General features: G+C 71.4%; 12 protein-coding genes and 3 pseudogenes. 7 read left to right on the forward strand and 8 right to left on the reverse strand.

Annotated elements, in window-relative coordinates; translation table 11 throughout:
* Positions 1 to 287 precede the first annotated feature (287 nt).
* The gene (locus AB0B40_RS30385) at positions 288 to 827 is read left to right on the forward strand and encodes a hypothetical protein (protein WP_345057728.1); all 540 of its coding nucleotides are present in this window, start codon (positions 288 to 290) and stop codon (positions 825 to 827) included.
* A 56-nt stretch (positions 828 to 883) separates the two neighbouring features.
* Positions 884 to 1,496: pseudogene (locus tag AB0B40_RS30390) on the forward strand (DUF6596 domain-containing protein); the annotation flags it as partial.
* A gap of 325 nt (positions 1,497 to 1,821) precedes the next feature.
* Here the strand turns inward: AB0B40_RS30390 and AB0B40_RS30395 are convergent.
* A complete protein-coding gene (locus AB0B40_RS30395; RefSeq protein WP_345057726.1) occupies positions 1,822 to 2,259 on the reverse strand; it encodes a DUF4142 domain-containing protein in 438 nt (145 codons plus the stop codon).
* A gap of 497 nt (positions 2,260 to 2,756) precedes the next feature.
* Positions 2,757 to 2,861, reverse strand: a pseudogene (locus AB0B40_RS30400) (IS5/IS1182 family transposase); the annotation flags it as partial.
* A 117-nt stretch (positions 2,862 to 2,978) separates the two neighbouring features.
* Between AB0B40_RS30400 and AB0B40_RS30405 the strand changes: the two are divergent.
* Positions 2,979 to 3,640, forward strand: a pseudogene (locus AB0B40_RS30405) (sugar ABC transporter permease); the annotation flags it as partial.
* Between the two features lie 98 nt (positions 3,641 to 3,738).
* A complete protein-coding gene (locus AB0B40_RS30410; RefSeq protein ID WP_362266716.1) occupies positions 3,739 to 4,749 on the forward strand; it encodes a phosphotransferase in 1,011 nt (336 codons plus the stop codon).
* 81 nt (positions 4,750 to 4,830) lie between these two features.
* Here the strand turns inward: AB0B40_RS30410 and AB0B40_RS30415 are convergent, their stop codons facing one another.
* From AB0B40_RS30415 to AB0B40_RS30425, 3 genes are all read right to left on the reverse strand, one after another.
* Positions 4,831 to 5,721, reverse strand: a complete 891-nt coding sequence (locus AB0B40_RS30415; RefSeq protein WP_362266718.1) for an SDR family oxidoreductase — start codon at positions 5,719 to 5,721, stop codon at positions 4,831 to 4,833.
* Between the two features lie 77 nt (positions 5,722 to 5,798).
* Positions 5,799 to 5,981, reverse strand: coding sequence for a hypothetical protein (locus AB0B40_RS30420; RefSeq protein WP_345057718.1), 183 nt, complete (start codon positions 5,979 to 5,981; stop codon positions 5,799 to 5,801).
* A gap of 143 nt (positions 5,982 to 6,124) precedes the next feature.
* Positions 6,125 to 6,739 carry a TetR/AcrR family transcriptional regulator gene (locus tag AB0B40_RS30425; protein WP_345057716.1) on the reverse strand — a complete coding sequence of 205 codons (615 nt, stop codon included), beginning with the start codon at positions 6,737 to 6,739 and terminating at the stop codon, positions 6,125 to 6,127.
* A 306-nt stretch (positions 6,740 to 7,045) separates the two neighbouring features.
* Between AB0B40_RS30425 and AB0B40_RS30430 the strand changes: the two genes are divergently transcribed.
* From AB0B40_RS30430 to AB0B40_RS30440, 3 genes are all read left to right on the forward strand, one after another.
* Positions 7,046 to 8,419 (forward strand): APC family permease, encoded by a 1,374-nt coding sequence (locus AB0B40_RS30430; RefSeq protein ID WP_362266770.1) that lies wholly within the window; start codon positions 7,046 to 7,048, stop codon positions 8,417 to 8,419.
* A 26-nt stretch (positions 8,420 to 8,445) separates the two neighbouring features.
* Positions 8,446 to 10,050: an amidohydrolase family protein gene (locus AB0B40_RS30435; RefSeq protein ID WP_362266720.1), complete on the forward strand. Its 1,605-nt coding sequence runs from the start codon at positions 8,446 to 8,448 to the stop codon at positions 10,048 to 10,050.
* A gap of 256 nt (positions 10,051 to 10,306) precedes the next feature.
* The gene (locus tag AB0B40_RS30440) at positions 10,307 to 11,374 is read left to right on the forward strand and encodes a tyrosine-type recombinase/integrase (protein WP_362266722.1); all 1,068 of its coding nucleotides are present in this window, start codon (positions 10,307 to 10,309) and stop codon (positions 11,372 to 11,374) included.
* Positions 11,375 to 11,436: 62 nt separating this feature from the next.
* Here the strand turns inward: AB0B40_RS30440 and AB0B40_RS30445 are convergent, their stop codons facing one another.
* The 3 genes from AB0B40_RS30445 to AB0B40_RS30455 form a co-directional block, all read right to left on the reverse strand.
* Complete coding sequence (locus tag AB0B40_RS30445) at positions 11,437 to 14,025, reverse strand: FtsX-like permease family protein (RefSeq protein WP_362266724.1); 2,589 nt, start codon at positions 14,023 to 14,025, stop codon at positions 11,437 to 11,439.
* On the reverse strand, positions 14,022 to 14,744 hold the full coding sequence (locus tag AB0B40_RS30450; RefSeq protein ID WP_345057709.1) for an ABC transporter ATP-binding protein: 723 nt from the start codon (positions 14,742 to 14,744) through the stop codon (positions 14,022 to 14,024). Before AB0B40_RS30450 ends, AB0B40_RS30445 begins: the two co-directional genes overlap by 4 nt.
* Before the next feature lie 82 nt (positions 14,745 to 14,826).
* The gene (locus AB0B40_RS30455) at positions 14,827 to 15,129 is read right to left on the reverse strand and encodes a hypothetical protein (RefSeq protein WP_362266726.1); all 303 of its coding nucleotides are present in this window, start codon (positions 15,127 to 15,129) and stop codon (positions 14,827 to 14,829) included.
* Positions 15,130 to 15,812: the final 683 nt, after the last annotated feature.

Here is a 15,812-nt window from a genome sequence, read left to right on the forward strand (position 1 = left end):
GCCTCCCCGGCCTTCATGCCACTTGTCACGTCAGTCATCAACTGTCGCTCCCAGACCGGGAGTTACACCGCTCACCGTACAGACCCGGCGTAGGCACTGCCCGTAACCTCGGTGTCCGCCACGCCGCCGCTCCGGTCGTCTTCATCACCGACGCACATGTCGGTTTCTCCCCCCTTTGGGACAGCGAAGTACGTCGGCTTCTCCATCCCGGTCGCGTCCTGGCCGCCACCATCGCCGACCGGGCCACCTCGTGGCGGGGCCACGGTTGCCGCCTCGTCGTGCCGCACATGGGCACCCATTGGAACCCCGAGCCCGAGTCGAGTGAGGAAGCTCCCCACGTTCAGATCGCCTCCTCCGCCGGAACCGTGCTGGAACGGGAACTCTTCGAGCACATCGGCGGATACGACGAGGGCATGGTGCACTATGGCGGCTTCGAGCCGGAGTTCAGCCTGCGGGCCTGGCTTTCCGGCGCCGAGATCGTCCTCGCCCGCGGAATCACGCTCACCCACAGGTTCAAGACGGCCGGCGAGCGTAAGGCCTTCATTCCGGAGGCACGCACGGCCATGGTGCACAACTGCCTCCGCTTCGCGGTGACCCATCTCCCCGAACCTCTGATCCTCGAAGCCGTGCGCCTTCAGGCACTGGAGTTCCCTCACCACGTGGGGGGCGCCCTGCGACTGCTGGAGGAGCACGACGCCTGGGGCCGCCGGGAGGAGCTCCGAGCGAAACTCCGCTACGACTTCGCCTGGTTCGCCGCGACCATGGGGCTGGTCGACCAGATCGGGGCGCCGCTGCCGCTGGAACCGGCGCAGGCGATGCACGTGTGAGTTCCCTGGCCCGGGGCCCGGCGCATCATCCGGGTGCGAGTAGTTGCTGATACCGACTGCGCAGCGAGGACGCCCGGCGGCGCGAGGAGACCGCCGCCGGGCTGGCCCTGCGCGACGAGTTCCTCGTACCGCCGCCGGGGGAGGACCGCGCCCCCGCCGACGACGACACCCTCGCGCTGCGCTTCCTGTGCCGCCACGCCGAGCTGGCCCCGGCCGCGCGGATCGCCCTGACGCTGCGGGCCGTGGGCGGCCTGACCACCGTCGAGATCGCCCGCGCCCACCTCGTGCCCGAGGCCACCCTGGCCCAGCGGAGCAGCCGCGCCGAACGCCGGATCAAGGCCTCGGGGGCCCTTCGGCATGCCCCCGCCGGTCGAGCGCACCGAACAGCTCGGAGACGTGCTCCAGGTGCTGTAGCTGTACCTGATCTTCAACGAGGGGTACACCGCCACCTCCGGAACGGACCTGCAACTTCCCCGACCTCGCTGCCGAGGCGATCCGCCTCACCCGAGCCGTGCGCGCGCTGTTGCCGGAGGACGGCGCGGTGGCCGGCCTGCTGGCCCTCATACTGCTCACCGACGCCTGCCGCCCCGCCCGTACGGGGCTGGCGGCAGCCGGATCCCCCTCGCCGAACAGGACCGCACACGCTGGAACGGCGCCGCCATCGCCGAGTGCTGTTGTCGATGCGGCCGGGGCGGCAACCTGGGCTTCAAAGGCAGGGTGTTGTCGCCCAGCCCTGCCGTGTCACCGACCCAGACGGCCACCCTGCTGAGCCCTCCCGCAGACGGAGCGACGATGAGGTACGCACCGACCGGTCGGGTCAGCGGCAGGAGGCGTCCCAAGGTGGGCCAGTCCATCGCACGGGCTTTTAACTCCGCCCGACGCCACACCACATACCGCTGGCTGTTACGGAACCAGAGCCGTCGCGTCTTCCCAGACCATGGCGTCTCCAGGCTGCGCGCATCAGCAGGTCGGGATCGCGTCCGGGAGGCGGGCGCTACGCGTGGCACACGCCGTGGTTGACCATCTGGGTGTGGCGTGCGACCACCGGGCGCGCGCTCTTGGCCAGGGACTTCACGAGTGGGTTGGTGCCCGACGCGATCTCTTTGTCGATGAGCGCGAGGGTCTGCACGTGGGCGGGGTACTGGGCCTTGAGCCACGCGGCGTCGTACGCGGGCGTCCCGGCATGGGACTTGAGGGCGGCGGTCTGCTTCAGCTGCGCGTTCGTCTGCCCGGACGGCAGTGCCACGCCGAGTTTCGCCGCGGTCTTGACGACACCGGCGTCAAGGGTGCGGTGGTCGCGGATGAAGTCGGCGCCGGCCTGCTTGACGCAGGCGGTCGTCGCGGCGCTCTGAGCTTGCTCACCGGTCGCGATCTCCCACAGGTTGCCCTGGTGAGCTGCGGTCAGGAGCTGCCTGTCCAGGGGAGAGACCACCGAAGGCGAGGACGACGATGAAGCGATAGCGGGGAGCGCCGTGACGCCCATCATGCACGTGGTAACCGCGCAGATGGCAGCGGAACGGGCACAGGATCGAGTCGTGTACATGAGTCCTCCACAGGTCGCACGTGCAAGCCTCGGCGAAAGCCCCATCCTCTTACTCAAAGGATGACAAACCATACCTATGCCATGATTCACCCGGTTGAGTACCTCGGCAACCGATGGCCAGGTACCTGTGCCAGCTTCAGCGGGTGGTCGGGCGTTGGTTCTCGGCGGCCGACCGTACGACCTTCAGTACACCTGTATCACCACTTGCGGCGGGCGAGTTGAGGAACGCTTCGAGGATGGCGGCACTGCATTCCCACCGGATCCGCAGGCTCCATAGAGCCAGGCGGAAGATGCGCTCGACGGCCCACTCGTAGCCATCCAGACCGGTGCCCTGCCGTGTGCCTCGGCCTGCAATGACGGCTCAATGCCGCGGTGTGGACCGGGCCGCGGTAGGTGTCGTGGCCGCGTTCGGCGACGAGCGAGCCGGATCTGCGGCGAGGGTGGCCGGCCCGGCCTCGGATCAGTGGGACCGCGTCGAACAGCAGCGGCAACCGATGTGGCATCGTTGCGGCTGAGACGACGTCCAGCTCGGCGACCTCGCCTTTCGATGACGGTGAACCCTGCGGACCTGAGGCGGATCCCGTGTCGCCGGGTGACACCACCACGGCGTCGCGCCGGCCCTCGCCGTCCTCGGCGGGCTGCTGGTCTACCCCGTCTACAGCTGGGGCTCATCTCGGTCCTGGAATGCACCCGGGCCCAGGTCAGCGGCGGCGCACCGACCAGATTCCGGGGCCTGGCCAACTACACCGAACTCCTCACCGACGACCGGTTCTGGCAGGTGCTGCTGGCGACGGTCGGCTTCGCGGCGGCTTGTGTGGGCTGCACGCTGGCCGTGGGCTGTGCGCCGGCCGTGCTGCTCACCCGTGTCCGCGCGGTCCCGCGGCTGGCTCTGCTGCTGGCCGCGCTGGGAGCGTGGGCGACGCCGGCGATCACCGGCTCGACGGTCTGGCCGTTCCTCTTCGACCCCGACTTCGGGCCGGTCGACCGCCTGCCCGGACTCGGCGACTTCTCGTGGACGTACGGCCGTTACAGTGCCTTCCTCCTGGTCCTGTTCGAAGTGGTGCGGTGCTCCTTCCCGTTCGTGATGATCACCGCCACGCCGGCATCCGTGCCCGTGCCGGGCGAGGTGCGGGAGGCCACCGCCCTGGACGGCGCCTCGCAGTTGCGGATCTGGCGCTCGGTGCTGACGCCGATGCTCAGGCCCCTCCTGGTCATCGTCACCGTCCAGTCGGCGATCTGGGACTTCAAGGTCTTCACCCAGATCTACGTGCGTCTCCGGGCCGGGCGGAGCGGTGAAGGACTGACACCCGAGCGCCAACGGGGGAAAACCGCTGGCCGGTGCCTCGGGCGTGATGCTGGAATGGGGCGATGCGAGACACCGGGCCGATGGTCGTGGACCGGGGGCGGTACGCGGACGTGGTGACCCCGTGGGAGCGGGAGTCCTGGCGTGCGGCTGCCCTCGACTGGGTGGCGGGCGGGCTCGCCGGGCACGGCCTGCGGGCGGACGGCGCCCTGGAGGTGCGGTTGCGGCCGTGGTCCGTGCTGGTGCGGGTGCCCGTCGCGGGCGGGCCGGCCGTGTGGTTCAAGGCGAGTCCGCCGGCCGGCGCGTTCGAGGGCCCGCTGACCGCCGCCCTGGCGCGCTGGGTGCCGGAGCACGTACTGCATCCGCTGGCCGTCGACGCGGCACGTGGCTGGGCGCTCTTCCCCGACGGGGGCGACCTGTTCCGGGCCGTACTCGACAGCGAGCGGGTGCCGCCGCGGGAGTGGGAGGCCCTGCTGCGCCAGTACGCGAGCATGCAGTACGACCTGGTCCGGCGGGCGGACGAGATCGAACGGCTGGGTGTGCCCGCCGCCCGCACGCCCGGCCTGCCCGCGCTGTTCGACCGGTTGCTCGCCGGGAACACCGCGCTCGGCCCGGACGAGCGCGCCCGGCTGGACGGCCTGCGGCCCCGGCTCGAGGACTGGTGCGCCGAACTCGCCTCGCTCGGCGTCCCGGACACCCTCGACCACGCCGACCTGCACGACGGACAGCTGTTCCGGCCGGCGGCGGGCCGGTTCACCTTCTTCGACTGGGGCGACGCCGCCGTGTCCCACCCGTTCTGCAGCCTGCGCGTCACGGCCGAACGCGCCTGCGAGCGCTACGGGCCGCAGGTGCTGCCGCGGCTGCTCGCCGCCTATCTGGAGCCCTGGACGGGCGACGGCCGCACGCCGGCACAGCTGCGGCGGGCGGCGGCGCTCGCCTGGCGGCTGAGCGTCCTGAGCCGGGCCGCCGCCTGGGGCCGGACGTTCCCCGGCGCGTCCGGCACCGGGCCGGGGCCCGGGCAGACCGCCCGGTGGCTGCTGGAACTCCAGGCCGATCCGCCGTTCCCGGGCGTCTGAGCCGTACCGTACGGGCGCGTGGGCAGCGGGGTGGTCACCGTACGAGCGCAGCGGGGGGTGGTCGCCGTACGGGCGCGCCGGTCAGGGCAGCGGGGTGCCGCCGGTCGCGTTGAGGATCTCCGCGGTGATGTAACTCGCCTGGGGCGAGGCGAGGAAGACGTAGGCGGGAGCCATCTCCGCGGGCTGGGCCGGGCGGCCGAGGGGACTCTGCTTACCGAACTCCGCGGTGTCGGGCATGGTCGAGGGGATGAGCGGCGTCCACACCGGCCCGGGAGCGACCGCGTTGACCCGGATGCCGCGCTCCGCGACCATCTGGGCCAGCCCCTTGGTGAAGGTGACGATGGCGCCCTTGGTCATCGCGTAGTCGAGCAGGTGCGGGCTGGGGTGGTACGCCTGGACCGACGTGGAGTTGATCACGCAGCCCCCGGACGGGATGTGCGGCAGCGCGAACTTGGTCAGCCAGAACATCCCGTACAGGTTCGTCCGCATCACCCGGTCGAACTGCTCGGTGGTGATCGCCTCGATGCCGTCCGGCTGGGACATCTGGTAGGCGGCGTTGTTCACGAGGACGTCGATCCGGCCGAACTCGGCGAGCGCGCGCTCGACCAGTGACCGGCAGTCGTCCTCGTCGCGGATGTCGCAGGGCACGGCGACCGCCTTGCGTCCCGCGTCCTCCACCAGCCGGGAGGTCTCGCGGGCGTCGTCCGTCTCCTCGGGGAGGTGGGTGAAGAGGACGTCGGCGCCCTCGCGGGCGAAGGCGAGGGCCACCGCCCGTCCGATGCCGGAGTCCCCTCCCGTGACGACGGTCCTGTGGCCCTCGAGACGGCCGGCGCCGCGGTAGGACTCCTCGCCGTGGTCGGGCGGCGGGTCCATCGGGCCGGTCCAGCCCGGATGCGGCTGGTCCTGAGAGGGGAAGTCGGGGCGGGCGTGCTGGGTGACCGGGTTCGGCCGGTCACCGTGCCGGTCCGTCACGGTGGCCTCCTGTGGCTCGGTGGAAAGGACAGGCGACCGGGTTCCCTCCTCGCGACGGGCCAAAAGCGCCGTGCCGGTCAGGCCGTGGGGTTGTCCGGCCCCGTGGCCCGCATCCGGTCCCGGCGGGCGAGGTTGTAGATCCGCAGGAGATGCTTCGCCACGGCACAGGGCGCGGCGTCCGCATGGCACTGGCGGCACGTCCGCATGTGCTGCTCGTAGGTGAAGCGCGCGTTGTCCAACGCGTCGTTGACAGAAGACATGGAGTTCTCCGGGCTGGGCGCGTCGGGAGGACGGCGCCGAGTTGACTGACTGGTACACCCGGGAACAGGTGATCATGTTACTGGCGGTACTGGGAAACTCGTACTGCGTCGGCCCGCCGCAGGCCCCTGCGCGCCGGTCGCGGTCACCGGCTCCGGGCCGCGCGCAGTGCCCGCGCGTGGTCCAGGAAGGCGGTCAGCCCCACCTCGAAGGCGCGGTCGGCGCGGCCGTCGCCCACCGCGGCGAGCGCTTCGGCGAGGCGGGGGGTCGGGGTACTGTCCGTCAGCTCCCACATGGCCTCCGGGGCGGCGAGGTCGAGGGCCGAGCCCAGCACCAGGTTCTCCAGGGCGATGACCAGCGGCATGATCTCGGCCGGTCCGAAGCCGGCGTCGAGCAGCAGCACCACCGCGCGCTCGTACTGTGCCAGGACCCGGGGGGCGCGGACGGGCGAGGTCATCAGCAGCGGGATCACGCGCGGATGCGCGGCGAACGCGGCCCGGTAGGACCGCGCCCACGCCTCGACGGCCGCGTCCCACGGAGTGCGGTCCAAGGTGGCCGGGTCGATCGCCGCGCAGACACGCTCGCGCAGCAGTTCCACGATGCCGTCCCGGCCGTCCACGTGGTGGTAGACGGACCCGGTCTGCACGCCGAGCCGGCGGGCGATCCGCGGGACGCTGAAGTCACCGGTCTCGTCGATGAGCCGGAGTGCCGTGGTGGTGATGCGCTCGCGGTCGAGGAGCGGTATGCGCGGCCGTCCCATGGTCAGCGTCCCCCTGAGGTCTTCCCGGATGCCCGACGGCAGGTTACATTGCGGAAACCGAAAGGCTTTAGGTTTCACGGCTCCGGGCGCCGCCATCCCCTCGCGCGCCCTTCGGACGCCGGCCCGGACGGTCCACCCGGCCGCGCCCGCCGTGCCCGCGCCACCCGGCTCCCCCGCCACCGGGACCCCCTCCCCTCCGCCGCCAGAAGGGCTCCCCCGTATGTCCGTGACCACCGCCGAACCCCTGAGGAGGAAGCGCCGTCCGACGGCGCCACCCTCCGGTCCGGCTCCCTCGGCACCGCCGACATCGCCTTCTTCGTCGTCTCCGCCGCCGCGCCCCTGACCGTCATGGCGGGGGTCGCCCCGCTCGCCATCCTGCTGGGCGGCATCGGCGCGCCGGCCGGCTATCTCCTGGCCGGGCTGACCCTCGCCGTCTTCGCCGTCGGCTTCACCACCATGAGCCGCCATGTCACCAGCGGCGGCGCCTTCTACGCCTACATCACCCGCGGCCTCGGCCGCCCGGTCGGCATCGGCGCCGCCCTGCTCGCCCTGGTCGGCTACAACGGCATGGAGACCGGTGTCTACGGCCTCCTCGCCACCACCAGCCGCGACACCCTGCACGCCCTGTCCGGCACCGATGTGCCGTGGCTGCCGGTGTCGTTGGCCGGTCTCGTGCTGATCGGCTACGGCGGCTACCGGTCGGTCGACTTCGGCGCGAAGGTCCTCGGGGTGCTGCTGGTGGCCGAGACCGGGATACTCGTCCTGCTCGCCGGCGGCGTGCTGGCGCACGGCGGCGCACACGGCCTCTCCCTGGCCTCCCTCGCCCCGGCCCATGTCTTCGTGCCCGGCACGGCGGCCGTCCTCGCCTTCGCGTTCGCGGCGTTCACCGGCTTCGAATCGACCGTCATCTACCGCCGCGAGGCCCGCGACCCCGAACGCACGGTCCCGCGCGCCACCTACGCGGCCGTCGGATTCCTCGGCCTGTTCTACGCGTTCGTCGTCTGGATCGCCGTCCAGGCGTTCGGCGACGACCGGGTCGTCCAGGCCGCCGGCCAGGACCCGGCCGGCCTCTTCTTCACCGCTATCACCACCTATGTGGGCGGCTGGGCCGCCGATCTGATGCACGTCTTCATCGTCACCAGCGTCATCGCCTCCCTGCTCGCCTTCCACAACGCCATCAACCGCTATGCGCTCGCCCTGGCCGAGGAGGGCGTGCTGCCGCGCCGGCTCGGCCGGGTCCACCCCCGGCACCGCTCCCCCTACGTCGCCGGGCTCGCCCAGACCGCCCTGGGCGCCGTCGTCGTCCTCGCCTTCCGGGCCGCCGGCGCCGATCCCTACCAGCAGCTGCTGCTGTGGGTGAACACCCCGGGAATGATCGGCCTGTTGCTGCTCCAGCTGCTCGCCGCGATCGCCGTCGCCCGCTACTTCCGCCGGGTGCGGCACACGGAGGGGAGCCTGCGCACACTGGTGGCGCCGGCCCTCGCCACCGTCCTGCTGGCGACCGCGATCGCGCTCGTGGTGGCCCACATCGACCTGTTCACCGCCGCGCCCCCGGCCGTGAACGTGCTGCTCGTCGTCATGGCACCCGCCGTCTTCCTCCTCGGCCTGCCACTGGCGTGGTGGCTGCGCCGCAGCCGCCCCGCCGTCTACGCCGGCTTCGGCACCGACCCCACCGAATGACCCCCTCAGCGACAGGAGTTCATGGCATGCCCGCTGCCGATCTGATTCTCACCGGCGCCCAGGTCCGCACCCTCGACCCCGAGCGTCCCTCCGCCACGGCCGTCGCCGTGCACGACGGGACGGTCACCGCGGTCGGGACTGCGGACGACGTACGCGACTGGCGCGGCCCCGGCACCGAGGTCGTGGAGCTGCACGGGGCACACCTCGTACCGGGCCTGGTCGACGCCCACAGCCATCCGGTGTGGGGGCTGGACATGGCGACCGGCACCGACCTGTCCGGCGTGACCGACCTGGCCGGACTGCGTGCGGCGCTCGCCCGTGCCGAGCGGGTGGACGGCTGGGTCGTGGGCTACGGGCTGGACCACAACGCGTTCGAGGGCCGCCCCGTCCACCACGAGCTGGTGGCGGACGTCCTCGGGGACACCCCGGCCTTCCTGCGCCTGTACGACGGCCACTCCGCCCTCGCCAACGGCGCGGCGCTGGCCGGCGCCGGGGTGACCGGGCCACGCGCCTTCGACCAGCGCGCCCAGGTGGTGTGCGACGCCTCGGGCCGGCCCACCGGGCATCTGGTCGAACACGCGGCGATGGACCTGGTGACACCGGTCGTACCCCGGCCCTCGTACGGCGAACGCAGGGCGCGGCTGCTGGAGTTGCTGTCGGCCATGGCCGCGACCGGGCTGACCGGCGCCCACGTCATGGACGGCGGGGACCTGGAGCTGGTGGAGTCGGTGGCGGAGGAGACGGTGCTGCCGGTGCGGCTGCGGTTCGCGCCCTGGTGCATGCCGGGCGCGGACGCCGATGCCCTGCGCGAGCTGGTCGAGGCGCAGGGCAGGGGCGGCCGCCACTGGGTCGTGGGCGGGGTCAAGTTCTTCATGGACGGCACCGTGGAGGGCGGTACGGCCTGGCTGGAGCATCCCGACTGCCATGGGCAGGGCACCGACGCGTTCTGGCCGGACCCGCAGGCGTACGCCGGGGCCGTCCGCGCCCTGCACGCGGCCGGCGTCCGCACCGCCACGCACGCCATCGGGGACGCCGCCGTCCGGCATGTCCTGGACACCGTGGCCACGCTGGGCCCGGGCGGGCACGGCGCGCACCGGATCGAGCACATCGAGACGGCACCCGACGAACTCCTGCCGCGTTTCGCGGAGCTGGGCGTCGCGGCCTCCCTGCAGCCGCCGCACACCGGCTACACCCGCGACGACGGCACCGACGAGTGGTCACGGCGGCTCGGCGGTGACCGGGCCGCCCGCGCCTGGCGGCTGCGGGATCTGCGGGAGGCCGGGGCCACGGTCGCCCTCGGCTCGGACTGGCCCATCGCGCACTACGACGTGCGGACCGTACTGGCGACGGCCCGCAGGCCCAGGGGCGCCGCGGCGCACCGGCCGGGGCTCACGCCGTTGCAGGCGCTGGAGGGCTGCACCAGCCATGCCGCGGCGGCCGCCGGGGAGGCCGCCGTCGCCGGCCGGATCGCGCCCGGCCGCCGGGCCGACCTGACCGCGCTGTCCGTGGATCCCGTGCACGCGCCCGGCGACGAACTCGTCGCGGCGCCCGTGGTGTTGACGGTGACCGGGGCCCCAGTAGGAACGGAGCAGGAAACCGGCATAGCTGTCAAAACTCTTGACGCGATGTGAGTGGAGCTCTGTGCGCTCCCGATGTTGCCGCAAAGTGGCGAGTAGCTCTGTGTGATGCCCTTACCCCGGGTTGCAGGCGCGGGCCAACGGGGCGGTGGATGGCAGTAGTCAGCTCGTCAGGCTGATGCCGCAGTAAATGCCGGATTTACTGCGGCGGAGCCCCTACGGTGATCTTCGCGGCCTGCGGCGGGTTCTCCGGCCGCCGCAGGCGAGGTGTACGCATTTACTGCGGCAGTGCCGGATGGGTGGGACGGACATGACGATCGAACCGGTGACCGAACTTGGGAGGGGAGGCGCGCTCCGCCTCCCGCGCGCCCGGGTCGTACCCCTGTCCGCCCCGCCCTCGTCGTACACCGCGGCGGTCGAGCGGTACCTCACCGGCGCGGGCATCGCGAAGTCCTCCGCACGGATCTACCGGATCTCGCTGACGACATGGGGATGGATGCTCGCCGGCGAACCCGCGCCGACCGGACCCGCCCGCCGGGGCGCGAAGCCGCCCGCCTTCCCCGTCACCGCGATCGACGACCCGGCACTGCCGGAGACCCTGGCCGAACTGGCGGCGGCACGGGCGGACGAGATGGACGCCGACACCGTCAACCGGGAACTGTCCATCGCACGCAAGGCGATCGGCTGGTGGCAGCGACAGGGCTGGATCGAAGTCGATCCGACGATCGGCATCGAGCGGCGGCCGGCACCCCCGGACCGCACCAAGGCCCTCGCCGAGAACCAGATCGCCGCCCTGTGGCGCCTGGACGTCGCCCTGCGGGAAAAGACGTTCTGGAAGATGCTCTACGAGTCCGCGGCCCGCGCCGACGAGGTGCTGTGCCTGAACGTGGAAGACCTGTACCCGCAGGACAAGCGCGGCAGGATCACCGCCAAGGGCGGGGCGACGGAGTGGATTCACTGGCAGTCCGGCACCGCCCAGCTGCTGCCCAGGTTGATCGCCCGCCGCACCCGCGGCCCGCTGTTCCTCACCGACCGCCGGGCCCCGGACGGGACGCCGACGCTCGACGTGTGCCCCGAGACAGGTCGTGCCCGGCTCTCCTACCGCCGGGCCGAGGAGATCTTCGAGGAGAACACCCGGCTGCTGGCCAACCCGCTCGCATCACCCGAGGACATCGAGGACCTGGACGGCTTCACGCTGCACCGGCTACGCCACAGCGCCCTGACACACGACGCGGAGGGCGGCACCTCCACCCCCATGCTGCTGGCACGCTCCAGGCACGCCTCCGTCCGGTCCCTGGAGCGGTACGCCCGTCCCGGTGTTGACGCAGTCGCCCGACACGTTGCCGAGCGCGACCCCGCCGCACGTCGCCGGACGTGACGCCCCTCGTTTGCTGCTGGTGACAACGTTCCGGCACCCCCCTCATGAAGTTCCCGGGGCATTCAAGCTTGTCGTTGTGCTCGGGCCGCGCGGGGAACCAGAATGCCGCCCGTGGCGGCGGCGGTGGCGATGGCAGCGGCGACGGTGACGGTCAGCCATCCAGCCGGGACGGAGATAGCGGTACCCATTCCGGTGAGGAATGCGGCACACGCGGCGACGCCCCAGAGTGTTCCCGTCACGGAGCTAACGAGGATCAGCAGCCCGGACATGGAGGAAGCCAGGCGTCGGCGCCATCCGGTGGTGGCGCCGACAGCGCCGAGCATCCGGTATTCGCCCCGCAGGTCGGAGGTCCACAGACTGGCCATCGCGGCGACGATGAGCATCGTGGTCAGTACGGAGACGGCTGCCACGACCGGCTGGAGTCGTTGGGCCGCGCCGGCCGTCTGGGGGCCCGATTCGACCGAGACCTGCGAATCGGACTGTGTGTCCACCGGGAGCGCTCGCGTGACCTTCCCTTGGTTCGGCTTGGTGCGGTCACGGAGCAGGTAGGTTTCGGGTCCTACCGGGATGATCCCCGCTTTTCTTGCTCCGGCCGGGCTGACCAGGACCGCGGGCAGGGCTTGGTATTCGTCGGTGTCGGCGTGCTTCGGGCGGATCAGTGGCAGGGTGGCGGTGTTCTCCAGGGTGAACCCATGTGTTCCCCGGGCCATGGCGACCAGCGACACCTGGTCGGACAGTCCGGCCGGGGTGACGGCCACGGCGGCCTGGCCGCTCTCGTAGCGCTGGCGCTGTTCGTCCGTCATAGCTCCGGAGAGTGTCTGTGCTGCCGCTGTGTCGGCGACGCCGACGGTGGGGAAGGGGATCTGCGACCGGGAGACTGCGGAACAGGGCTGCCAGTCGTTGTGGCCGTACTGCAGCAGGCCTCTTGAGTCGATGCAGGACAGGAAGTCGGTCTTGGGCGAGACGGGCGCGTGTTTGCCGTCACGGGGAACCGCTGCTCGCTGGTAGCCGGTGGACACCTCGGTGGCTCCGGTGGCGTCCTTGAGCGCGGACTGTTCGGCATTGGTCAGGGCACGGGAGGCCACGATCAGGGCGGTCTTGCCGGGGAGCGAGGGCTGGTAGTCATCACGCTGCTTCTGTGCCACCGAGGCCGAGGCGACCAGCACGGTGGAGGAGACCGCGGCGACCACTGCGAGGGCGATGACGGTCGTGACGGCGCGGACGGGGAAGGCGAGGAGGGAACGCAGCGCGGACCGGAGCACGGCAGGCAGAGCCAGATAGGCGGTACCGGCCCGCCGGGACACCAGGGATGAGACGGCCATAGCCGTGGCCGTGATGCCGGCGGTGAAGACGATCACGCCCAGTACCGCAGTGGCGGCTCCGGCATCGACTGCCGTCGCGGCGAGACCCGCCACGGTCGCCAGGACCAAGGAGGCGACCGTGGCCGTGCGCAGCCTCAGCCGTCGGGTGTTGTGCACCGGCGGAACCGCCTTGAGGAGCGCGGTGGGGTCTTCGCGCAGAGCCGCCCGTGCCGGGAGTGTCGAGGCGGCGACGGTGACCGCCACCGTGACGGCGACCAGGACCAGCGAGGTGGACCATGCCCCGCCCACCGGCCCCCAGTCGGCCCCAGCCCGTTCGGCCAGGGTGGGCACGGCCAGATGGGCCGCGGCCTGGCCGGCGGCCACACCGGCAAGTGAGCCGATGCCCGCCACACACAGCGCGTGGGTGCGGAAGAAGGCACCCGTCACCTTCGGCGGTGCGCCAAGCGCCGCGAGCAGGCCCATGTGCCGGCGCTGACTGCGGACGACGACGGCGAAGGCGGCGGTCACCAGCAGGATGGTCTCGGCCAGCAGCCCGAGGCCGACCAGGAGCGCCGTGGAGTCGGTACCCGAGCTCTCCTCCGCGATCGCGGAGGCCTGACTGCTGGGAACGTAGGCGTATCCGGCGTTCTGCAGCTTTCCCGCTTCCGGGTGCGTCTTTCCCGAGGGAAGGCCGACGAACCACCGGGGACTTCCCATGTCCTTCGCCTGCGACAGAGCGGCCGCCGTCATCGGACCGCCCGGAGGCAGGGCGAACAGGCGGTGGCTCAGGTCGAACCGGTCGGAGACGAGTGCGGCCACGGTGAGCTCGGTACGGCCGATCCGGACGTGCCGGCCGGGTTCGGTGACGCCGATGGCGTGGGCCAGGGCAGTTGACAGGACGATGGTCCCGTCTTTGGCGGACGGGATGCCCTTGTCGATGCGGTACAGGCCGCGGGTGAGAGGGTCGGCCAGGTCGACGGCGCGGCCGTCGACGGTGCTCTGCTGCCCGCCGGTTCCGCTGATGGTGAGCTGAAGTACGTCGGTGTCGTAGGTGACGCGGGCGCCTGCGGGAAGCAGGGACTTCAGCTGGGCGGTGAGGCGTCCCGGGCTGGTGGCATCGCCCTTGTGCTGCCCGGACAGGGTGGTGATGCGCCCGTCGGCCGTGCCGTAGGCCGCGGCGGTGGCCTCCGGCAGCGAGATACGGGCTGTGGCTGTCACGGCGGCGACCGCTGCCCCGGCCGCTACGGGCAGGGCGATGGCCAGACAGACCAGGAGCGTGCGCAGACGGCTGCGGCTGGCGAGCCGCCAGCCGAGCACCCAGGCCAGCCGTCGATGCCGGTTGCGGATCACGCGCCGCCCTCCACGATATGACCGTCCTGCAGACGCACGATCCGGTCGGCCGCCTCGGTGACCTCGGGATTGTGCGTGGCGATCACGCAGGCGACGCCGCCGGCAGCGATGTCCCGCAGCAGTGAGATGACGCGCTCGCCGTTGGCGGAATCCAGTGCGCCGGTGGGCTCGTCGGCCAGTACCAGCGGGCGGTGGTCGGCGACCGCACGAGCGATCGCGACCCGCTGCTGTTCACCGCCGGATAACTGGTCGGGAAACTTCCGGGTGTGCTTGGGGACTCCGGTCCGCTCAAGGGCCTCAAGCGCTTGCCGACGTGCCTCCTTGCGTGCCGTCCCGGACAGTTCCAGGGGCAGGCACACGTTCTCCAGGACCGTCATGGTGCGGATCAGGTTGTACTCCTGGAACACATAGGCCACCAGCCCCGCACGGGTGCGGGCCAGCTCGGCGGGCCCCATCCTGGTCAGCTCCTGACCGCCCAGGACGACGGTTCCGGAACTGGGCTGCTCCAGCCCGCCGGCGACATTGAGCAGGGTGGACTTGCCCGAGCCGCTGTGGCCCACCACCGCGGTCAGGCTCGCCGCATGGAACTCGACCGTCACAGCGTCCAGAGCCACATGCCGCGTGGCTCCGGTGCCGTAGACCTTGTGCACGCCTTCGAGCCGGAGGACCGGATCATCCGGTCCTCCGGCTCCCGGCCGGGTGGATACCGCGGTGCGCATCGTTCGGTGACAACCTCTCTCACGGGGTCTTCGGCTGCATACCCGCGGACCGTTCCGCGGCATCCCCCGGTTTGCTCAGTGGTCAGTGCGCGCGGGTCTCCATGACGGCGCCGCGCATGCTGAACCAGCAGAAGCCGTTCTGTGCGTAGGTCCAGGCGCCGACCCAGTCGGTGTAGATGTCCGGAGCCGCCTTGCAGTCGGCGCGGCCACGGGCCTGACCGCCCACGACGTCGCCGCAGGAGATCCACACGCCGTCGTGGTTCTTGCCGTAGTCACCCACGGTGCAGTCCGCGTACACCGTGTCCGGGCGAGCCTGCGCGGCCTGGGCCGGCACGGCCGCCACCACGCTGGTGAGCGCGGCGGCGCTGATCCCGACTGCTGCCATCCTCTTTGCGAATCTGCCACGTGACACTGGCTGTTCTCCAACCGTTAGGAGGGATGTGCTGTCCAGTGGTGCGGCAGCAATGCAATCGCTTGCCCACAGCCAGCAAAACCGTGGATCACGCCACACGCGGCCCGGCGCGCCGCCTGGCCTCATCGTAAGCGCCGGTGATACCGGCGCAGGTTGCCGACTCTGCAACGGCGGAATTGCACCGCTCGGGCACAACCGACCTGCAGGGTGGGGACGGTGCCGACTGGGGTGCTGGCTGCCGGTGGCCGAATGCGACAGGTGCTCCAGCGCAGTCGATCGATCATGTCGCCTTGGGGCGTAGGCGGGCCTGCGCATTTCGCCGTACCTCGCAGCCACGCGCCAAAGGTACGGCACGCCCGTTCCCTGAATTAGATCTTTGTTCGATTCAATGGGTCGTCAGTCCAGGTCAGGCCCTTGCGGTGGCTCGAACTTCCTGAATCCCCCAACGCTGACGCGGTGCACGCAGGGTCGAGCAGCAGGGTGGCGCGCGCCGTTGCCGCCCTCGACGAGGGCCGCCTGTGCCGCTGCGCTTTGAGGGCCTCTCGGCACACCTGGGGCGCCGCCTGGGGACGCTGTCGCCCGGGTCACCCCATTTATCACATGGAGTGACGCTCTGCGCTGACATTAATGATCATCTCACCCATCGTCGGGTTACC

Origin of the sequence: Streptomyces sp. NPDC042638 (assembly GCF_040647235.1) — a bacterium.
Taxonomy (GTDB): Bacteria; Actinomycetota; Actinomycetes; order Streptomycetales; family Streptomycetaceae; genus Streptomyces; species Streptomyces rameus.

Excerpts from the sequence above, each read along its gene's own strand:
- AB0B40_RS30410 (WP_362266716.1), top strand. The coding sequence starts at position 3,739 with ATGCGAGACACCGGGCCGATGGTCGTGGACCGGGGGCGGTACGCGGAC.
- AB0B40_RS30440 (WP_362266722.1), top strand. The coding sequence starts at position 10,307 with ATGACGATCGAACCGGTGACCGAACTTGGGAGGGGAGGCGCGCTCCGC.
- AB0B40_RS30455 (WP_362266726.1), bottom strand. The coding sequence starts at position 15,129 with ATGGCAGCAGTCGGGATCAGCGCCGCCGCGCTCACCAGCGTGGTGGCG.
- AB0B40_RS30420 (WP_345057718.1), bottom strand. The coding sequence starts at position 5,981 with ATGTCTTCTGTCAACGACGCGTTGGACAACGCGCGCTTCACCTACGAG.
- AB0B40_RS30425 (WP_345057716.1), bottom strand. The coding sequence starts at position 6,739 with ATGGGACGGCCGCGCATACCGCTCCTCGACCGCGAGCGCATCACCACC.
- AB0B40_RS30450 (WP_345057709.1), bottom strand. The coding sequence starts at position 14,744 with ATGCGCACCGCGGTATCCACCCGGCCGGGAGCCGGAGGACCGGATGAT.
- AB0B40_RS30385 (WP_345057728.1), top strand. The coding sequence starts at position 288 with ATGGGCACCCATTGGAACCCCGAGCCCGAGTCGAGTGAGGAAGCTCCC.
- AB0B40_RS30435 (WP_362266720.1), top strand. The coding sequence starts at position 8,446 with ATGCCCGCTGCCGATCTGATTCTCACCGGCGCCCAGGTCCGCACCCTC.